This is a genomic window from Sneathia sp. DSM 16631, from assembly GCF_014892235.1.
GTDB classification, from domain to species: Bacteria; Fusobacteriota; Fusobacteriia; order Fusobacteriales; family Leptotrichiaceae; genus Sneathia; species Sneathia vaginalis.
Genome location: NZ_JADBHL010000017.1, coordinates 1 through 18527, shown reverse-complemented (window position 1 = coordinate 18527; position 18527 = coordinate 1). Strand labels below are relative to the sequence as shown.

General features: G+C 29.0%; 19 protein-coding genes. 12 read left to right on the top strand and 7 right to left on the bottom strand.

The features are described from left to right. Positions 1-81: 81 nt before the first annotated feature. From fusA to IMK15_RS05890, 4 genes are all read right to left on the bottom strand, one after another. Complete coding sequence (gene fusA, locus IMK15_RS05905; RefSeq protein ID WP_192942233.1) at positions 82-2160, bottom strand: elongation factor G; 2079 nt, start codon at positions 2158-2160, stop codon at positions 82-84. Between the two features lie 17 nt (positions 2161-2177). Next, the gene (gene rpsG, locus IMK15_RS05900; protein ID WP_046328179.1) at positions 2178-2648 is read right to left on the bottom strand and encodes a 30S ribosomal protein S7; all 471 of its coding nucleotides are present in this window, start codon (positions 2646-2648) and stop codon (positions 2178-2180) included. 15 nt (positions 2649-2663) lie between these two features. Next, a complete protein-coding gene (gene rpsL / locus IMK15_RS05895) occupies positions 2664-3035 on the bottom strand; it encodes a 30S ribosomal protein S12 (protein ID WP_046328178.1) in 372 nt (123 codons plus the stop codon). A gap of 261 nt (positions 3036-3296) precedes the next feature. Then, positions 3297-4463, bottom strand: coding sequence for an ATP-binding protein (locus IMK15_RS05890; RefSeq protein ID WP_226869230.1), 1167 nt, complete (start codon positions 4461-4463; stop codon positions 3297-3299). 168 nt (positions 4464-4631) lie between these two features. On the opposite strand from IMK15_RS05890, the gene IMK15_RS06680 reads away from it, so the two are divergent. Then, positions 4632-6434 (top strand): autotransporter outer membrane beta-barrel domain-containing protein, encoded by a 1803-nt coding sequence (locus IMK15_RS06680; RefSeq protein WP_192942231.1) that lies wholly within the window; start codon positions 4632-4634, stop codon positions 6432-6434. Positions 6435-6599: 165 nt separating this feature from the next. On the opposite strand, the gene nadN is transcribed toward IMK15_RS06680, so the two are convergent. Then, positions 6600-8390, bottom strand: a complete 1791-nt coding sequence (gene nadN, locus IMK15_RS05880) for an NAD nucleotidase (protein ID WP_226869229.1) — start codon at positions 8388-8390, stop codon at positions 6600-6602. Between the two features lie 257 nt (positions 8391-8647). Here nadN and IMK15_RS05875 point away from each other — a divergent pair, with 257 nt between their 5' ends. The 11 genes from IMK15_RS05875 (at position 8648) to IMK15_RS05825 (ending at position 17923) form a co-directional block, all read left to right on the top strand. Further along, on the top strand, positions 8648-10525 hold the full coding sequence (locus IMK15_RS05875; protein ID WP_192942230.1) for an ABC-F family ATP-binding cassette domain-containing protein: 1878 nt from the start codon (positions 8648-8650) through the stop codon (positions 10523-10525). After that, positions 10515-11171, top strand: coding sequence for an HAD family hydrolase (locus IMK15_RS05870; protein WP_192942229.1), 657 nt, complete (start codon positions 10515-10517; stop codon positions 11169-11171). Before IMK15_RS05875 ends, IMK15_RS05870 begins: the two co-directional genes overlap by 11 nt. Before the next feature lie 125 nt (positions 11172-11296). After that, on the top strand, positions 11297-12367 hold the full coding sequence (locus tag IMK15_RS05865) for a hypothetical protein (protein WP_192942228.1): 1071 nt from the start codon (positions 11297-11299) through the stop codon (positions 12365-12367). Next, positions 12367-12567, top strand: coding sequence for a hypothetical protein (locus IMK15_RS05860; RefSeq protein WP_046328172.1), 201 nt, complete (start codon positions 12367-12369; stop codon positions 12565-12567). The genes IMK15_RS05865 and IMK15_RS05860 overlap by 1 nt, the downstream gene beginning before the upstream one ends. A 128-nt stretch (positions 12568-12695) precedes the next feature. Continuing rightward, positions 12696-13001 (top strand): PTS sugar transporter subunit IIB, encoded by a 306-nt coding sequence (locus tag IMK15_RS05855; protein WP_046328171.1) that lies wholly within the window; start codon positions 12696-12698, stop codon positions 12999-13001. 4 nt (positions 13002-13005) lie between these two features. Next, the gene (locus tag IMK15_RS05850) at positions 13006-14319 is read left to right on the top strand and encodes a PTS sugar transporter subunit IIC (protein ID WP_192942227.1); all 1314 of its coding nucleotides are present in this window, start codon (positions 13006-13008) and stop codon (positions 14317-14319) included. A 1-nt stretch (position 14320) separates the two neighbouring features. After that, positions 14321-14722: a DUF3284 domain-containing protein gene (locus IMK15_RS05845; RefSeq protein ID WP_046328169.1), complete on the top strand. Its 402-nt coding sequence runs from the start codon at positions 14321-14323 to the stop codon at positions 14720-14722. A 1-nt stretch (position 14723) separates the two neighbouring features. Further along, positions 14724-15371, top strand: coding sequence for a GntR family transcriptional regulator (locus tag IMK15_RS05840; protein ID WP_192942226.1), 648 nt, complete (start codon positions 14724-14726; stop codon positions 15369-15371). Positions 15372-15381: 10 nt separating this feature from the next. Then, positions 15382-16758 (top strand): glycoside hydrolase family 1 protein, encoded by a 1377-nt coding sequence (locus IMK15_RS05835; protein ID WP_192942225.1) that lies wholly within the window; start codon positions 15382-15384, stop codon positions 16756-16758. Positions 16759-16767: 9 nt separating this feature from the next. After that, positions 16768-17085 (top strand): PTS lactose/cellobiose transporter subunit IIA, encoded by a 318-nt coding sequence (locus IMK15_RS05830; protein ID WP_046328166.1) that lies wholly within the window; start codon positions 16768-16770, stop codon positions 17083-17085. Further along, positions 17078-17923 (top strand): haloacid dehalogenase-like hydrolase, encoded by an 846-nt coding sequence (locus IMK15_RS05825; RefSeq protein WP_192942224.1) that lies wholly within the window; start codon positions 17078-17080, stop codon positions 17921-17923. Before IMK15_RS05830 ends, IMK15_RS05825 begins: the two co-directional genes overlap by 8 nt. 246 nt (positions 17924-18169) lie before the next feature. On the opposite strand, the gene IMK15_RS05820 is transcribed toward IMK15_RS05825, so the two are convergent. After that, complete coding sequence (locus tag IMK15_RS05820; RefSeq protein WP_192942223.1) at positions 18170-18331, bottom strand: hypothetical protein; 162 nt, start codon at positions 18329-18331, stop codon at positions 18170-18172. Further along, positions 18328-18527: hypothetical protein (locus IMK15_RS06575; protein WP_226869228.1), on the bottom strand; the 200-nt coding region annotated here is incomplete at its 5' end. The genes IMK15_RS05820 and IMK15_RS06575, both read right to left, overlap by 4 nt.

The window sequence follows — 18527 nt, the reverse complement described above, 5'->3', positions numbered from 1 at the left end:
CAACGTGTCCTATTGTCCCAATGTTAACGTGTGGTTTACTTCTTTCATACTTTTGTTTTGCCATTTGTTTTTCCTCCTAAATTATTTACCTTGTCTTTCTTCAACTACCTTATCAGATATGTTCTTTGGAACTTGTACATATTTTTCAAATTCCATTGAATAAGATGCTCTTCCTTGAGTCTTTGATCTTAAGTCAGTAGCATATCCAAACATTTCTGATAATGGTACATGTGCATCTATTATTTTTGCGTTATTTCTATCATTCATACCTGATACTTGTCCTCTTCTTGAGTTTAAGTCACCTATAACGTCTCCCATGTATTCTTCAGGAGTTGTAACTTCAACTTTGAATATTGGTTCAAGTAAGATAGGTTGTGCTTGTTTTAAAGCACTCTTAATAGCTAATGATCCTGCAATCTTGAATGCCATTTCTGATGAATCGACTTCGTGGTATGATCCATCATATAGAGTAACTTTAACGTCTTGTACTGGATATCCTGCTACAACCCCAGCTTGTAATGCTTCTTGTATACCTTTATCAACTGCTGGTATGTATTCTCTAGGTATTACCCCTCCAGTAATTTCGTTAATAAATTCATAACCTTTATCTTTGTTAGGTTCAACTTTAATCTTAACGTGTCCATATTGTCCTCTACCACCTGATTGTTTGATGTATTTTTCTTCAACATCTGAATTAGATAGTATAGTTTCTCTATATGCAACTTGTGGTTTACCTACATTTGCTTCAACCTTGAATTCTCTCTTCATTCTGTCTACTATAATTTCTAAGTGTAATTCTCCCATTCCTGATATTACTGTTTGACCAGTTTCTTGGTTTGCAGTAACAACGAATGTAGGGTCTTCTTCAGCTAATTTAGATAATGCTGTTCCCATCTTTTCTTGGTCAGCTTTAGTCTTTGGTTCAACTGCAACTGATATAACTGGATCTGGGAATTCCATGTTTTCTAATATAATTGGTGCTGATTCATCACATAGAGTATCTCCAGTAGTTGTATCTTTCAATCCAACTGCTGCTGCTATATCTCCTGTGTAAACTTCTTCTAATTCTTCTCTCTTATTAGCATGCATTAGAAGTAATCTTCCCATTCTTTCTTTTTTACCTTTTGTTGAGTTTAAAACGTATGAACCTTTTTGTAACATACCTGAATAAACTCTAAAGAATGATAATCTTCCTACGAATGGATCTGTTACTATCTTAAATGCTAATGCTGAGAATTTTTCAGAATCAGATGGATGTCTAACTTCTTCTGCATCAGTCTTAGGATTTATTCCTTCAATTGATGGTATATCTAATGGAGAAGGCATATATGCAACTATTGCATCAAGTAATGGTTGAATTCCTTTATTCTTGAACGCTGTTCCGCAAGTTACAGGAACTACTATTCCAGCTATTGTTGCCTTTCTTAAGGCTACCTTTATTTCTTCTTCACTAATAGGTTCATCTGCAAAGAATTTTTCCATTAATGCATCATCAGTTTCAACAACAGCTTCTATTAAGTTGTGTCTTGCTTCTTCAACTGCATCTTTTAATTCAGGTCTTACGTCTCTAATTTCGTAATCTGCACCCATTGTTTCATCATGGAAAATGTATTCTTTTTCAGTGATTAAGTCTATTATACCTTCAAAGTGTTCTTCTGCACCTATAGGTAATTGGATAGGTATACCATTTCCACCTAATTTTTTCTTAATATCATCTACACACATTTCAAAGTTTGCACCAGTTCTATCCATTTTGTTAAAGAATGCAATTCTTGGAACGTGATATTTATCAGCTTGTCTCCAAACTGTTTCTGATTGTGGTTGTACTCCATCAACTGCTGAAAAGACTGCAACTGCACCATCTAATACTCTTAATGATCTTTCAACTTCAACTGTGAAGTCAACGTGACCTGGTGTATCAATGATATTTATTCTATGTTTTTTCCAGAAACAAGTGATCGCTGCTGAAGTTATTGTAATTCCTCTTTCTTGTTCTTGTTCCATGTAGTCCATAGTAGCAGCTCCATCATGAACTTCTCCTATTTTGTGATTAACTCCAGTATAGAATAAAATTCTTTCAGTAGTAGTAGTCTTACCAGCATCAATATGAGCCATTATCCCTATATTTCTAGTATCTTTAAGCTCTACTTTTCTTGCCATTTATCCTCCTATTACTATTACCATTTATAATGAGCGAATGCTCTATTTGCTTCTGCCATCTTGTATGTATCGTCTTTCTTCTTAACAGCTCCACCTTCATTATTTGAAGCAGCTATTAATTCTTTCTTTAATTTTTCGATCATACCATATTCTTTTCTTTCTCTTGTGTATTTAACTAACCATCTTATTGCAAGAGTTTGTTGTCTTTCTTTTCTTACTTCAACTGGAACTTGGTATGTTGCCCCACCAATTCTTCTTGATCTAACTTCTAATTGTGGTCTAACATTTTCCATAGCTCTTCTGAATACTTCTATTCCTGATTCGTTTGTTTCTTGTTCTATTGCTTCTAAAGCGTTATAAAATATTGATTCTGCTAAAGATTTTTTACCATCTACCATAAGACCGTTAATAAACTTGGTAACAACTTTATCGCTGTACTTTGAGTCAGGTAGAACATCTCTTTTTATTGCTTGTCTTCTTCTTGACATCTTTATCCTCCTTTATTATTTAGGTCTCTTAGTTCCGTATCTAGATCTTGCTTGTTTTCTATTTACTACACCAGCAGTATCTAAAGCTCCTCTAACTATTTTGTATCTAACCCCTGGTAAGTCTTTTGTTCTTCCTCCTCTTATTAACACTATTGAGTGTTCTTGAAGGTTGTGTCCTATACCTGGTATATATGCTGTAACTTCTATTCCATTAACAAGTTTTACTCTGGCTACCTTTCTTAAAGCTGAGTTAGGTTTCTTAGGTGTTGTAGTATAAACTCTTACACAAACCCCTCTTTTTTGTGGATTTGCCTTTAATGCAGGTGATTTTTTCTTCTTTTCAGAAGTGCTTCTACCAAATCTAACTAATTGATTAATTGTAGGCATGTTTCCTCCTCTCATTTCCTCTTTCTTCGTTTTTTATTGTTGGGTCTTAGTTAAGTTCATTCACAATTAATTAATCTATATTTTAAAACTTTTGACGTTCTAACAAAAGTAGTAAAAATCAAGCCTCCTTAAAGGTTAGCTAACTCACTAAACAATAATTTTTTACACTATAAAACAGAACAGCGTCTGCTCTGTACTTGCTAATAATATACTATTTTTAGCTAAATGTCAATAATTTTGGGGTGTATTTTAAAATATTTTTTATTCTCCCAATAACCATTCTATCAAATTATACACTTTAATTCCATCATAGTCTTTTTCAAGTCCACAATTAAGTGTAAGTATTATTTTCTCATAATTATCATCTATCTTTTTTAATGGCTTAATTTCTCTTTCTCTTGTGCTTTCTTCTAGCATGCTTTCTGTAACTTGTACATATACCTTACTATTCACTTTGGTTGCTATAAAGTCTATTTCTAAATCTCCTACTTTACCTATAGCAACATCATAACCTTTTCTTAAAAGCTCAAAATATACTATATTCTCAATAATATGCCCACTATCTCTATTTCTAAATCCTAAAAGATAATTTCTAAGACCTAAGTCTACTATATAATACTTCCCTAAAGTTTTTAAATACTGTTTTCCTTTAATATCAAATCTTTTAATTTCATAGAACATATATGCTTCTAGTAAACTTTGTATATACGTCTGTATTGTATTTACGCTCGTTGTTTTTCTATCTACAAGTTTTTCATTTGCTAAAACTTTTGCTACATTAGATGTAGATAAATTATTTCCTATATTATCCGCTAAATACATTACAATCTTTTTCAAAAGTAGCATATCTGTAACCTTATTACGCCCTTTAATAGCTTCTCTTTCAAGTATATCCTTAATAACAACAGTAGAATAGATATCTTCTTGTTCCAAACCTAATTTTACTATTTGTGGCATAGCCCCAAAATGTAAATACTCTTCAAAAGCCTTTGATATATCAGAATTATTATTAAAGTACAAAAATTCTTTAAATGATAAAGGAAACATTTTAATTTCAACATATTCTTTAGATAATTTACAAGCACTTGAACTTGCAATATATATATCTGAATTAAAATTAACTCTAAAAGCATTCACCACTTCTTCCCAGTTTTGAACTTTTTGTATTTCATCTAAAAAGATATATATTTTTTCATCGCTATTATTCACCTTTTTATTCACATATTCATATATATCATCGCAATTCATTTTACTATCAAAATTCATTTCTATAATTCTATCACTTTTTATACCCTGTTTTTTTAAGTACATAACCATAAGTTTTAATAAGCTAGATTTACCTGTTCTTCTTAATCCCGTTATTACCTTTATTAGACTTGTATCTTTAAGCTCTATCAATTTATTTAAATAAGTATCTCTGTTCTTCATATTTTTCATCCTTTTTTTCTAATAATAGCAAAAAAATGTTTTTTCTAAAAGTTTTTTCAAAAAATTGAAAAAAAAATTCTATAAGTGTTGGAATAACTTCTAAATTTTATCATTTTCTTCTTGCAATAAGTTATTAAAGTAGTAAAATACAGATAAGAGGTGATTTGTGTGAAAAAATTAATTATTTTTTATTCGATTTTGTTAAGTTTTTTTGCTTTTGCATATGAATTTCGTGATGAGTATTCACTTAAAGAAAACCAACAAAATGATTTCATCTTAGATCCTAATACATATGCCGATAATGGTAACCATTTCTCATTTTATAATGTTGTAAATCTTGCTCCAAACTCTAAAATGAACTTCATTGTGAAGACTAATTATAACGATCCAAATTGTGGTTTCTCATATCCGTCTCTTGTAGAAATCAGTAGTTTAAATTCAAATAATGGTAAAATAGAAATCAAACACACATTAGATAATAGCGGAGCTTTATTAGCAATAGGAGAAGGTGAAGAGGATATTAATGATATTAGTGGTAATAAGATTACATTTAAAATAAATGTTTCTAGTAAATCAAGTGAAATAACAAGTCTTGGATTATGTCCAGGAATTCACGGACTTACTTCTAGCTCCACACTTATGGATTTTATTAGTAAAAAAGGAACAGACTTTATATATATTACTTCTTTAAAAAACAATAACACTAAATTTTACTTAGAATTAAGTGATGAAAGTATTAAAGATCTAAAACAATTTTATTTAGTAGATAAACATACAGACTTAATACCATTTTCTTTTTCTACTTTAAAAAACAACATACAATATCTTTCAAAAAGTGAAATTAATCCAATGTATATTAAATCATACGCACCCATAATAAAAAAATTTAATGTATTTGATTTGTCACCAAAAGAAAAAGACGATGTTATATACAAAACCGTTAAATTAATTAAAAAAAATGTCGACCCTGAAGGAAATGGTGGCAGTAGTGAATATAATTATTTATATGACTATGTAATTGATAACGATATTAAAAATGCAGTAGATAACAATAATCTAAGTTCTATTTCAGAAGATAAAAAGAACAATTTTATGATGAAACTTATAGGTGTAGGAATTAGTTATGGAAATAATATAATAACCTATGAACCTTTATTTATCTCGCACTTTATATCTGGCTTAAAAGTCCTATACAACCCAATAATAAATGATGTATGTAATGATTCAAATTCATTGTATAAATTACATAGAGATGGTTTAGATGAATACAATATACCTTCAAGAAAAGGTATGTGGTTAAAATCTACTTTAGGACTAGATAATGGCTTATACAACACCATGCAAGTTGGATACAATCATAAAATCAACAATACTTTAGTAGGTTTATCACTTGCACATAGAATGAACTTTAGTAATGATAAAGCTAAATCAACAAGTATCCTAGGATATTTAAATAATACAAGTAAAATAGGTACATTTGAATTAATCCCTAAAGTTTCTTTTGTAAGTGGAAATACTAAATTTTTGAAGTATAATACTTTAGATTTAGGTATAAAAGGTAAATATAGCAAAGAATTTAAATTAAATAACGACTTTTCACTAGTACCTGAAGGTTCACTAACATATAGCACATCTAAAGGACAAGAATTTAAAATTCCTAATACATACATTAGTGTTAAATCTGATAAAATAGATTCATTAATAGGTGAATTAGGACTAAAATTAATGTATAAAGGGCAATATATAAAAGCTAGTGTACTTAGAGAATTTTTAGGCGATACAAAATACAAGTTTACTGATCCACGTGATGAAACTACTGTAAAATTAAGCAACAAAGATACTTGGTTCAATCTAGGAATAGGTGGTGAATATAGTATAAAGGATAAAGCATATCTACAATACAGCTTAGAAAAAGAATTCGGAAATAAATTATCAAATAAATTTAAATTTAATTTAGGTGTAGTATTCTAACAATTTTTAAATTCCACTTTCAAAAGATAAAAAATTTTAAAGTTTTGAAAGTGGATTTTTTTTAATAAACTCCCTTTTTAATACACTTCTTATTATATACCGCTTTCAAAAGTTAAAAAAAATTAAAGTTTTGAAAGTGAGAAGAGAGTGTGTAACCACACTCTCTTATTTTGTCTTAACTTCATTATTTTCATCAAAATGGAATATTACATTAGAATCTGTATATGTTTTAAAGTTCTTGTGCATTTGTAAGAATTTAATAAAGCTTTGTGCATCAGGTATAAAGGTATCTTTTCCTTGTATATTACCAAATGTCTTGTAACCATCTTTACCTTTAGCGATATATCCATTTGTTACAACTATATAATCCTTATCATCTTGCAAGTCTTCAAACTTACCAGTTTTAGCATTTTCAACTTCAATTTTAACTATTCTCTTACCATTTTTGTCCTTGTATTGATTTGCTTCATAACGCAATCCAGCACCATAAGGGAATGAACCTGTTGATCCACCACCTAAACCGTAGTCTAGTGCTTCTTCTATCACATTTTTAACTTGTGATCCTTTCATATTTAAAAGGTATAATGTGTTACCAAATGGTAATAAGTTATATGCATCATTGTATGTCCACTTACCTGTATTAATATTTTGTCTTACACCACCTGAATTTTGTATAGCAAAGTCTACCTTAGAATTTTCACCAAAGCTTCTCATTTGTGTTAACATAGTTTCTGCAACAAATCTAGTTGCAATAGATCCTTTAGGATTATTCTTATGAGGAATTCTATGTTCAGAACCTCCTGGCATTACGTCTCCTGTTAGCTCACCTATAACTTGATCACCTAGTTGTTTTTTTAGCTTGTAATATTTATCAAATATTTTCTTAGCTTTCTTATCTGGTTTTGCTAACTTAAATGTCTTTGTATTCTTTAATGTTTCTAATATTTCTTCTCTTTCTTTACCTTTAGGAGTATATTTTTTACCATTTTCATCTTTTCTCTCAAAACTAGAATCTTCATGGTACACAATTACAGGATTACCTTTAATACTCTTTACTATACCAGATTTACTGAACTTTATATCCAATCTACCTAATAGCTTAGTATACTCCCATCCTTCTACTATATACACAGGTTCATTACTTAAACTCATTACCTTTGTTGGATATTCTGATATTACAGGTAATTTAAACTTTCTCATTTCATCATTTCCGAAAAGGAAGTGTGAGTCACCTGATATTATTACATCTAATCCCTTTGTGTTTTTAGCAACACGTGTATTACCTTTTACACCAGCATGTGATAGAAGTATTATCTTATTAACCCCTTTTTTCTTCAAAATATTTATATACTTTTGAACTGCTTGCACTTCATCTATTATCTTAATATCCTTACCTGGACTTGAAGATTCTCTAGTCTTTTCTGCAAACTCTAGCCCTATTATCCCAACTTTTTCACCACGAATCTTTTTAATAGCATAAGGTTTCCAGTAACCGTATAGGATGCTTTTTTTGTTGGGTATAACATTAGAAGATAGGACTGGTACTTTTAGGTTATCTAAAAATATTTTTAAACCTTTATCTCCTGAATCAAACTCATGATTACCTAATGTTAGATAATCAAACTTAGCTGCATTTATCATTTTTGCATCAGAAACACCTTTAAATAGTGTGTAATACAAAGTACCATTCAATGCATCACCAGCGTGTAAAACTAGTGGTTGTCTATTTTTAGGCAATGATTTTCTGTATTCATTCAATTCGTGTATAACTTCAGGAAATCCCCCTATTTTTACTGATGTAGGTTTACCGTTTATTGTAAACTTAACTGTTTCTGGTTCAAAATGTGAATGTGTGTCATTCATATGAACGATACTTAAATTTAAAGGATAATTTTTAGCATACGACTGAAATGTTGTTGCTAAAATTGTAATTAGAATTAAAGAACTTTTTTTCATAAAACCTCCGAACGTATAAAATTAGGAATAATATACCATAGATATATATATTTGTAATCAATGCTTAATTTTAAATATTTTCTTTCATTATGCTTTTATCTGGTAAAAAAAAGACCTAATTTAAAAGTAAAATAACTTTATTAAATTTATTTTTCAAAAAATATTTTTTTATTCTCTTTTTTATTAAACTTTTTTTGGTCTAATCGAAATAATTAATTTATGGTATAATAGGCTATCAAATGAAAAAGGGAAGTTTTATGGCATTTATACAATTCAATAATGTTTACAAGAGTTTTTTGGATAAGCAAATACTAAAAGATGTATCTTTTAGTATAAATTCAAGCGATAGAATTGGCCTTATAGGGCTAAATGGTGTTGGTAAATCTACAATAATCAATATTATACTCTCAAAAGAAAGTATTAATAGTGGTACTGTATTTGTAGATAAGAATATTAATATAGGGTACATTTCACAAGTGCACCATTTTAGTGACGAGAATAATACCGTATTTGAAGAATTAGATACAGTATTTAGTGAACTACATAAGGTGTATAGGAAAATAGAGAAGATGAATTTAGAACTAGCAACCAATCCTAAATTAAAAGATGAATTAGATAAATTATACAATATCTTTAACGCTAATGACGGTTACAGCATTGATTATCTTTTAAATCAGGTTATAAACGGGCTTGATTTAACAAATTTAAAAGATAGTCTTATCTGCAAACTATCTGGAGGAGAAAAAACAAGAGTTAGTCTTGCAAAACTGCTTTTACAAAAGCCTGATTTACTAATATTAGACGAACCTACAAACCACCTTGATTTAGCATCTATAGAATGGCTTGAAGAATTTTTGAAAAAGTATAACAAGGCCTTTCTACTTGTATCGCACGACAGAGTCTTTTTAGACAATGTTTGTAACAAAATATTTGAAATTGAAAATATGAAATTACATGAGTATTCAGGTAATTTCTCAAGCTTCATGATACAAAAAGAAATGATACTAAAGGGTGAAATCAAAGAATACGAAAAGCAACAAGATAGAATAAAAAAATTAAATGAGTACATAGAAAGAAACAGAGCTGGTCGTATGGCAAAGCAAGCTCGTGGAAAACAAAAGCTTTTATCTCACCTATTAGTTCATGATAATCCTGACTACACACCACCAAAGATGAAACTTAAATTTGAAATAAAGAATACAACATCTGATTCTGTACTAACTTTAGAAAATGTCTGCAAAAATTTTGATAACAAGGCACTACTAAAAGATATATGTCTTAAGGTGTATAAGGGAGAAAGAATAGGTATAATAGGAAAAAATGGTTGTGGAAAGTCTACACTTTTAAAGTTAATAGCTAATAAGTTGCCCCTTGATAGTGGTAGTATTAAAATAGCACAAAATGCTGTAATGGGATACTTTGATCAAAATGTTGATAACCTTTACCCTGACAATACCATTTTGCAAGAAATTAACACAAATATTAACTACACACAAGAATATTTAAGAAGTATGGCTGCTAGCTTTCTTTTTAAAGACGAAGATGTAGATAAAAGAATAAAGGATCTTTCTGGTGGAGAAAAAGTACGTGTTTCATTCATTAAACTAATACAAAAGCATCCTAACTTCCTTTTATTAGACGAACCTACTAATCACCTAGATATTTATTCTATAGAAATACTAGAACAGGCCCTAAGTGATTTTCAAGGAACATTGGTTGTAGTATCGCACAATAGACACTTTTTAGATTCGGTATGTAACACCATCTATGTATTAGATGAAAATGGTCTTACAAAATTTAAAGGTAATTACAATGATTACAAGGAAAGCATAAAGAAAAAGACTGTTATAGAAAAAGAAAAGGATACAAAAAATGAATATATCCTACAAAAAGAAAAAAGTAAAAAAATATCTAAACTTAAAAGGTTAATAAGTTCTACCGAAGAAGAATTAGAGAAAATAGGAAAAAGAAAAAGTGAGATAAATAAGGCGATGTTTTTACCAGATGTAGCTAAAGATATTGAAAAGTTAGTAAACTTACAAAATGAATTAGATGACTTAAGTAAAAAAGAAGATACATTAATGGAAGAATGGCAAAAATATTCACTAGACTTGGAGGAAGAAAATGAAATTTAAAAATATTAAGCTCTTTATTTTCGATATGGATGGATTGGTTTTTGAAACAGAAAGACTATACTTAAAATTTTTACCTGAATCTATATCAGAACTTGGATTTACTGCTAATGAGGATACAATACGGGGGTCAATAGGTATGAATATGAAATCAACAAGGGCTCTATATTTAAACCATTATGGTAAGGATTTCCCATTTGAAACTTTATCTAAATTAGTTCACAAAAAATTAATGACTTACAATGAAAAAAATGGTTTGGACCTTTGTCCTCATGTACTTGAACTTTTATCATACTTAAAAGAAAGAAAGCTACCTTGTGTCATAGCTTCATCATCAAATAGAAACATGATACAAACTTATCTAAAAAGAAATAATATAGAAGACTACTTTGTGGACATATATTCTGGAGATGAAGTGACAAATGGAAAACCAGACCCTGAAATTTTCTTGTTAGCTGCTAAAAAGCAAAATATATCTCCTGATAACTGCATGGTATTTGAAGATTCATATAACGGTATAAAGGCAGCTCATAGTGCTAAAATGAAAGCAATTATGGTGCCTAATATATTACAACCAAATGATGAAATGAAAGCTCTAGCTGACTTAATTTTAGATAATATCTACATGATAAAAGACTATCTAGAGTAAATATTTTTTAATCTATGAACCAGCTAGCATTTTAAAAGGCTTTTAAAGGCCTTTTTTTTCATTATTTTAATTTTTTTCAAGGAATCTATCTACATTACATTTTTGTATTTTTCTATACTATTGATATGTTATATGAAGTTTATAAGAATTTTTTTAAAAATGATTATGATGGAATAAATATTTCATCTCTTTTCAAAAGCGATAAAGATGCTTTTTTTAAATATATATTTACTTTCTATAGTCCACAAAATGTTGAAAATAATTTTTCAAGATTGGATGAACTACTCTATTTAAAATACTTTAAAATTAATTCATTGATCCTATACAAAACATTAGATAAAGAATTAAGAAAAAGAAGAGTGTATATTAAGGAAAAAGACTTTATTGAACTATTCACAAAAAATCTATTATACCTTTACGAATATATTAAAATCTCACACATTCTTTCAAAAAACTCAAAAGTATATTTGTCAAACACTTACAACAAGGATAATTTTTTGTTACAAAATACTTTTAAACCTCTATTAATTAGAGAAAATGTAGAACCTTTTTCTGTATCTAATTTTCAAGATAAAGGTATTAATGATAAGTTTTACATTATCTTTGATAAATTAGTAAATATTAATGATAAAAAGTACAAAGAATATATCTTACAAAAAAGAAGCGAATACACTACTATACACTTACCAAATTATGATGTGTTTAAACAAAAAGACATTAAATCATATATATCTAACAAAAAATTTAGAAACTATAAGGCGTTTCATATAAAGGGTAAGAAGAATATAGACTGCATTAATATTTATGTTGGTGATATATCAAAAGATGAATTTACTGAGTTATTTAACATATTATCCATACTATTTAATGGCAAAAGATACAATATCTATATGAAGAAAGCTTTTGATGAATTTAAAAAAGTTAGTAAGAAAAATATAAATATATTTCTTAAAAGTAATAATGAATTAATAAAGGAACTATGGTGGACAAACGAGACAAGATATATTCTATCTACAAGTAATCTAAAGGAAGATTTGATTCTTTTATTCCAAAATAACTTGAATAAAAAATTAAATGTCCTAAAAACAAAAGAATTTAAAGATTTTTCAGAAAAAGAAAGAATTTCTTTTTACAACACTTTCCATTATACTAATAACCGTGTAAATGCATTTATAGATTATCTTAAGGAGGATTAGTGAGTATAGTTATTGGTTACAGAAAGCCTTACAGTAACATCATAGTCGCTATAATGAAAAAGTACTCTCTTTACACAGAAACAGAATTAATAAAAAACATTGAATTGATTATCCCTGTTTCAAAAGTTTTAAAAGGTAAGAAAATATCGTACATCACATACAGTGAGAACACAGACGGTATCTTCTTTAATCTAGGATAGCTGGGGCTATCCTTTTTTAGTGGTATACTTTTTTTAATTAAAAATATCAATATTTTTCTAAATAATATTGCTTTTTTATTTTTTAGTGGTATACTTTATTATAAAATATTTTGAAAGGTGGTATACATATGACCAAAATATTATTAATATGTTCCGCAGGAATGTCTACAAGTTTCATGGTAGAAAAAATGAAAAAAGCTAGTAAAGACAAAAATATAGAAACAGATATTCTAGCTATTCCAGATGCTAAAGCTAATGAATATGTCGGTAAAGTTGATATAGTCCTTTTAGGACCACAAGTTAAATACCTTTTACCTAGCATGAAAGAACTTTTTAAGGATACACCAGTTACTGTAATAGATATGATGAGTTACGGTACTATGAATGGTGAAAAGGTACTAGAAGATGCTTTGAAATTACTTAAAGGAGAATAGATTTATGAAAAGTATTATGAACTGGGTTGAATGTTCATTTATCCCAAAAGTGACAAAAATTGCGTCACAAAGACACTTAGTTGCTATAAGAGATTCGTTTATAGCAATAATGCCAATAACTATGGTCGGTTCAATAGCCGTACTACTTAACGTTTTCTTTAGAGATATACCTACTGCAAATGGATATACAAAATTCGTTGAAGCAATGAATCCATTAATCTCTATAAATGGTATAGTATGGTTCGCTTCATTCGCTATCTTATCATTAGCGTTTGTCTTATCATTAGGTTACAATCTTGCACAAAGCTATAAGGTTAATCCTATTGCAGGTGCCTTAGTTGCATTTGCTTCATTCATAGCTCTACTACCGCAAGAAGCTGTATTTACAACAGATATAAACGGTGTTGCAACACAAGTATCATCTTGGGGATTCTTAAATGTTAATTATCTTGGTGCACAAGGTATATTCCCTGCAATGATAATTGGTTTCATCTCTAGTATAATATACTGCAAATTAATGACACATAAGGTTACTATTAAATTACCTGACTCTGTCCCACCTGCTGTTAATAAGGCCTTTGCTTCTATTATACCAGGGGTAGTTGCAATATATGTATGTTCAATTATATCACAAGTAATATTTAAATTAACTAATAAATCATTAATAGATATAATATCACTATACATACAAAAACCATTATTAGGTCTATCACAAGGTTTACTATCAGTTGTAATCTTAGCATTCCTTATACAATTCTTATGGTTCTTTGGATTACACGGACACAATGTATTAGCTCCTATACTTGATGGTATATACCAACCTGCATTACTTGCCAATGTTGAACACATTGCAAAAGGTGGTACAGTTAAAACATTACCATACTTATGGACTAGAGGATCATTTGATGCTTACCTACAATTAGGTGGTTCAGGTATGACATTAGCACTAATAATTTCTATATTCATTTTCTCAAAGAAAAAAGCTAATAGAGCAGTTTCTAAAATGGCTCTACCTATGGGAATATTTAACATTAATGAACCTATGATATTCGGTATGCCTATAGTATTAAATCCACTATACTTCATACCATTCGTTCTTGTTTCTGTTGTTGGTGCAATAATAGCATATGTATTAACAGCTATAGGTGTTATACCTCCTGTTTATGTTATTGTTCCATGGATAATGCCAACAGGTCTATATGCATTCTTTGCAACTGGTGGTTCAATTATGGCAGCACTAGTTTCTATACTAAACATATTTGTTGCATTCTTAATTTGGACACCTTTCGTATTAATAGCTAATAAATTGGATGACTAATATGAAATTAAAATATACTATGAATTGTAAAAAGGAAGTTTTCTTTAACTTCCTTTACGAAAATCTACAAAAGGAATTTCACGGTGAAAAGACAATAAAAAAAGATATTGTTTCTAAAATGGGTAAAAAAGTACCTTGTACTCTTACTATTGATTATTTAAAAGAAAACGTGGGATACAAATTATCAATTAAATCAAGCTTAGGTATTAATACTATTGAATATATTATTATCCCATGCGATAATGAGAGTATCTGTATAGAATATATAGAAGAATATTTTACAAATTCATTTTTAAAAAAACAAAACAACATTTTATTAGAAGTTTTATTTGGTTTTTTCTTAAAAAGAAAGAAAATTAAAACTTTCCGTTCCATAGAAAACTATCTAATAGGAAAGAAATAATATGGCAGAAAAACTCTATGAAAAGATTCTAAATGAATTGATTGAGGAATTAAAATATTTTAAAGTAGATTCTCATTTCTATTCTGAAAGAAGTCTTGCATCATACAAAAATATATCTAAGCTTACAGCTAGAAAGATAATAAGCATCCTTGTTGAAGAGGGTTATTTATATAAGAAAAATAATATTGGAACTTTTGTAAAAAAGACACCTAATAGGAATATTGTGTCTTTTGCTTTTTTTGACAGTACAAATACTTTTAAATTAATTTACTTAAATTTAAGTTATTCAATAGAAGAAAGTATTTTTAATGATTATAAAAATTCTGAAAGATATATGTTTATAACCTCAAAAAACAAAAATATTATGAGTATAGAAGAGGTCTTACTTTCACCTGATCCTGAAAATGAAAAGTTAAGAAATGTTTTCAAAGATATCAATCGTGAAAATTTAGAAATATTAAAAGAGTTTAAAATACAACAAACAATAGAAGCTGTTATAACTCCCGTTAAATTCTCAAGATTTTTAAACGTAAAACTTAACACTCCTATTGTACTAATTACAAATAAGGTATACGATGGAAAAACTAATCTTTGTGCAGTTATTAAATCTTACCTTAATCCGAATAATAATAAGATAACAATATATTAAAGGGGTTAATATGATAAAATTTAAAGACGGATTCTTTTGGGGTTCTTCTACTAGTGCAGAACAAAGTGAAGGACGTTTAGAAAATGATGGTAAAATGTTAACTGTTTGGGATAAATTTTTTAGTGACAGTCCATACAAATTCCATGATAATATTGGACCTGAAACTACAAGTACAATTTACAAACATTTTAAAGAAGATATAAAACTACTAAAACAAACTGGCCACACAGCATATAGAACATCTATTTCTTGGGCAAGATTAATAGATGATAAGGGAAATATAAATCAAAAAGCAGTCACTTTCTATAACTCCTACTTTTCTTTATTAAAAGAAAATGGAATTAAAGTTTTTGTTAATCTATATCACTTTGACACACCATTATACATCCAAGAAAAATATAATGGATTTGTTCAAAAAGAAACAGTAGAGCTTTATGCTAAGTACGCAAAAACTTGTTTTGAACTATTTGGTGATTTGGTTGATAGTTGGTTTACATTCAATGAACCAATAGTTTCTGTTGAATGTGGTTATCTACTTCAATACCACTATCCATTAGAGGTAGATTCAAAAAAAGCAGTACAAGTGGCATATAACATAGCACTAGCTAGTGCATTAGCAGTAAAAAAATTTAAAAAATTAAATCTTAAAAGTAAGATAGGAATAATATTGAATATTACACCTAGCTATCCTAGATCTAATAATAAATTCGATGTTAAAGCTGCTCATATAGCTGACCTTTTTGCGACTAACTCCTTCCTTGATCCCTGTGTTAAGGGTGAATATAGCAAAGACTTAGTTGAAATATTAAAAAAACATGATCTTCTTCCATCATACACTGAGGAAGAATTGAAAATAATAAAAGAAAATACAGTATCATTTTTAGGTATTAACTACTACCAACCACTAAGAGTTTGTGCAAAGGCTAATTTACCTAATGATAATGCACCGTTCATGCCTACATACTACTATGATACATATATTATGCCAGGTAGAAGAATAAATAAGTATCGTGGTTGGGAAATATATCCACATGCACTTTATGATATAGCTAAGAATATACAAAATAACTATGGAAATATTGAATGGTTTGTTGCTGAAAATGGTATGGGTGTTGAAGATGAAGCTAGGTTTAAAAAAGATGGCATAATACAAGATGACTATAGAATAGACTTCATAAAACAACACTTAGTTGAATTACATAAAGCAATAGAGGAAGGTTCTAACTGTAAGGGATACCTGCACTGGACCTTTATAGACTGTTGGTCATGGCTTAATGCATACAAAAATAGATATGGATTTATAGAACTAGACTATAACACACAAAAAAGATATATAAAAAAATCAGGTTATTGGTTTAAAGAATTAAGCGATAACAATGGATTTTAAGGGGTAAATATGAAAGAAGAAATGGAAACAATAGTATTTGAAATAATCAGTAATGCTGGTTGTGTAAAAGGTATTTGCTATGAAGCACTAGACCTTGCAATAGAAGGTAAAATAGACGAAGCTTACAAAAAACTAGATGAAGCAAATGAATACCTTTTAAAAGCTCATGAAATACAAACAAATTTAATACAAAAAGAAGTAAATGGTGAAAAGGTTGAATTATCTGTTCTTTTTGTTCATGCACAAGACCATTTAATGTCTTGTATAGAAATAAAGAACTTAGTTTCTAAGTTAATAAAATTATGTGAGGTAAAAAATAATGGCTAAAAGACTTTTATCTTGTAGTTCTAGTGAACTACTAAATATGAGTAAAGATGAACTTCTAGAGGCTATAAAACTAAGTTGTGGTAGAACTGTTTTAAGTGAAAATGTGGCAAGTTCTGCCACACTTTGTTTTAACGTAACTAATAGTGAAATAGCTAGAGCCTTTGGTGCTGATCTTATACTCCTTAATTGTATAAATTTATTCGATATACAAATTCAAGCTCTACCTGAAACAGATGATCCTATACGTTACTTAAGAAAACTTGTAGGTCGTCCTGTAGGTGTTAATATAGAGCCTAAAGACTGTAATAAGGAAGCTCTTTTACTTGCAAATAAATATGGATTTGACTTCATATGTCTAACTGCTAATCCTAATACTAATGTAAGAAATACTGATATATTAGAATGTATCAAGCTTAGTAAAAAATACTATAAGGGAATAATAATAGCAGGTAAAATGCATTCTAGTGGTATAGATGAAGATGTAATAAACTTAGAAACTGCTAAACAATTTATTGAAAGCGGTATAGACATACTATTAGTCCCTGCTGTAGGTACAGTTCCTGGATTATCAGAAAGTGATTTAACAACTATAGTTAAATATGCCCACAAGAACAAAAAACTTTGTATGTCCACAATAGGAACTAGTCAAGAAAGTTCTTCAAAAGAAGTAATTAGATATATCGCATTAAAGAACAAAATTATTGGTGTTGATATACAACATATAGGTGATGGATCATTTGCAAATGTTGGTTGGTATGAAAATATATTTGAACTATCAAAAACAATAAGGGGTCTAACACACACTTTAAGACTAATAGCTAGTTCTAATCTCAGATAAAAAAAGCCCTAGGAGGGGTCCTAGGGTCAGTTCCATTTTTCTTTTCTTTAGTTAATTTTAGCATGACTTTTGCTTTATTTCAAGATGTATTTATTTTTGGCTACAGGTTGTAGCCTTTTTTACTTCAAGACATATATTTAACAACTACAGAAGCTAGAGCCTTAGCACATATTTCTAAACATCCTTCATCTATTACAAAATGTGAATTATGATGTGGATATGATTTAGTTCCTTTTTTGTTTGCTTCTACATAGCAGATACAACTAAATCTGTCATATCACTATCGTTATACAGTATAGGATAGTCTAACTTAAAGTCTACATCTACCTTCATTTGATATGTTTGTGCCACTCCATTAGCTATACTATAGATTTGTTCTTCTATCTTTTTCATAGTCTTATCACTCATAGCACGAACATCTCCAGTAATTGTAACACTCTCTTTGATAATAGTGAACCTCTCCCACTTAAAATTACTTTGTAATTTTTGAAGTGGAAGCTTCTTCTTGGGAAGTAGTTGCTTTTGCAAACTATATTTACCAAGCTATCCCCGTAGTTCCTACGGTTCTTTATACTTTCTTTTAGACTGCTTGTCTTATTCTTAG

Excerpts from the sequence above, each read along its gene's own strand:
- fusA (WP_192942233.1), bottom strand. The coding sequence starts at position 2,160 with ATGGCAAGAAAAGTAGAGCTTAAAGATACTAGAAATATAGGGATAATG.
- rpsG (WP_046328179.1), bottom strand. The coding sequence starts at position 2,648 with ATGTCAAGAAGAAGACAAGCAATAAAAAGAGATGTTCTACCTGACTCA.
- rpsL (WP_046328178.1), bottom strand. The coding sequence starts at position 3,035 with ATGCCTACAATTAATCAATTAGTTAGATTTGGTAGAAGCACTTCTGAA.
- IMK15_RS05890 (WP_226869230.1), bottom strand. The coding sequence starts at position 4,463 with ATGAAGAACAGAGATACTTATTTAAATAAATTGATAGAGCTTAAAGAT.
- nadN (WP_226869229.1), bottom strand. The coding sequence starts at position 8,390 with ATGAAAAAAAGTTCTTTAATTCTAATTACAATTTTAGCAACAACATTT.
- IMK15_RS05875 (WP_192942230.1), top strand. The coding sequence starts at position 8,648 with ATGGCATTTATACAATTCAATAATGTTTACAAGAGTTTTTTGGATAAG.
- IMK15_RS05870 (WP_192942229.1), top strand. The coding sequence starts at position 10,515 with ATGAAATTTAAAAATATTAAGCTCTTTATTTTCGATATGGATGGATTG.
- IMK15_RS05865 (WP_192942228.1), top strand. The coding sequence starts at position 11,297 with ATGTTATATGAAGTTTATAAGAATTTTTTTAAAAATGATTATGATGGA.
- IMK15_RS05855 (WP_046328171.1), top strand. The coding sequence starts at position 12,696 with ATGACCAAAATATTATTAATATGTTCCGCAGGAATGTCTACAAGTTTC.
- IMK15_RS05850 (WP_192942227.1), top strand. The coding sequence starts at position 13,006 with ATGAAAAGTATTATGAACTGGGTTGAATGTTCATTTATCCCAAAAGTG.
- IMK15_RS05845 (WP_046328169.1), top strand. The coding sequence starts at position 14,321 with ATGAAATTAAAATATACTATGAATTGTAAAAAGGAAGTTTTCTTTAAC.
- IMK15_RS05840 (WP_192942226.1), top strand. The coding sequence starts at position 14,724 with ATGGCAGAAAAACTCTATGAAAAGATTCTAAATGAATTGATTGAGGAA.
- IMK15_RS05835 (WP_192942225.1), top strand. The coding sequence starts at position 15,382 with ATGATAAAATTTAAAGACGGATTCTTTTGGGGTTCTTCTACTAGTGCA.
- IMK15_RS05830 (WP_046328166.1), top strand. The coding sequence starts at position 16,768 with ATGAAAGAAGAAATGGAAACAATAGTATTTGAAATAATCAGTAATGCT.
- IMK15_RS05825 (WP_192942224.1), top strand. The coding sequence starts at position 17,078 with ATGGCTAAAAGACTTTTATCTTGTAGTTCTAGTGAACTACTAAATATG.
- IMK15_RS05820 (WP_192942223.1), bottom strand. The coding sequence starts at position 18,331 with ATGAGTGATAAGACTATGAAAAAGATAGAAGAACAAATCTATAGTATA.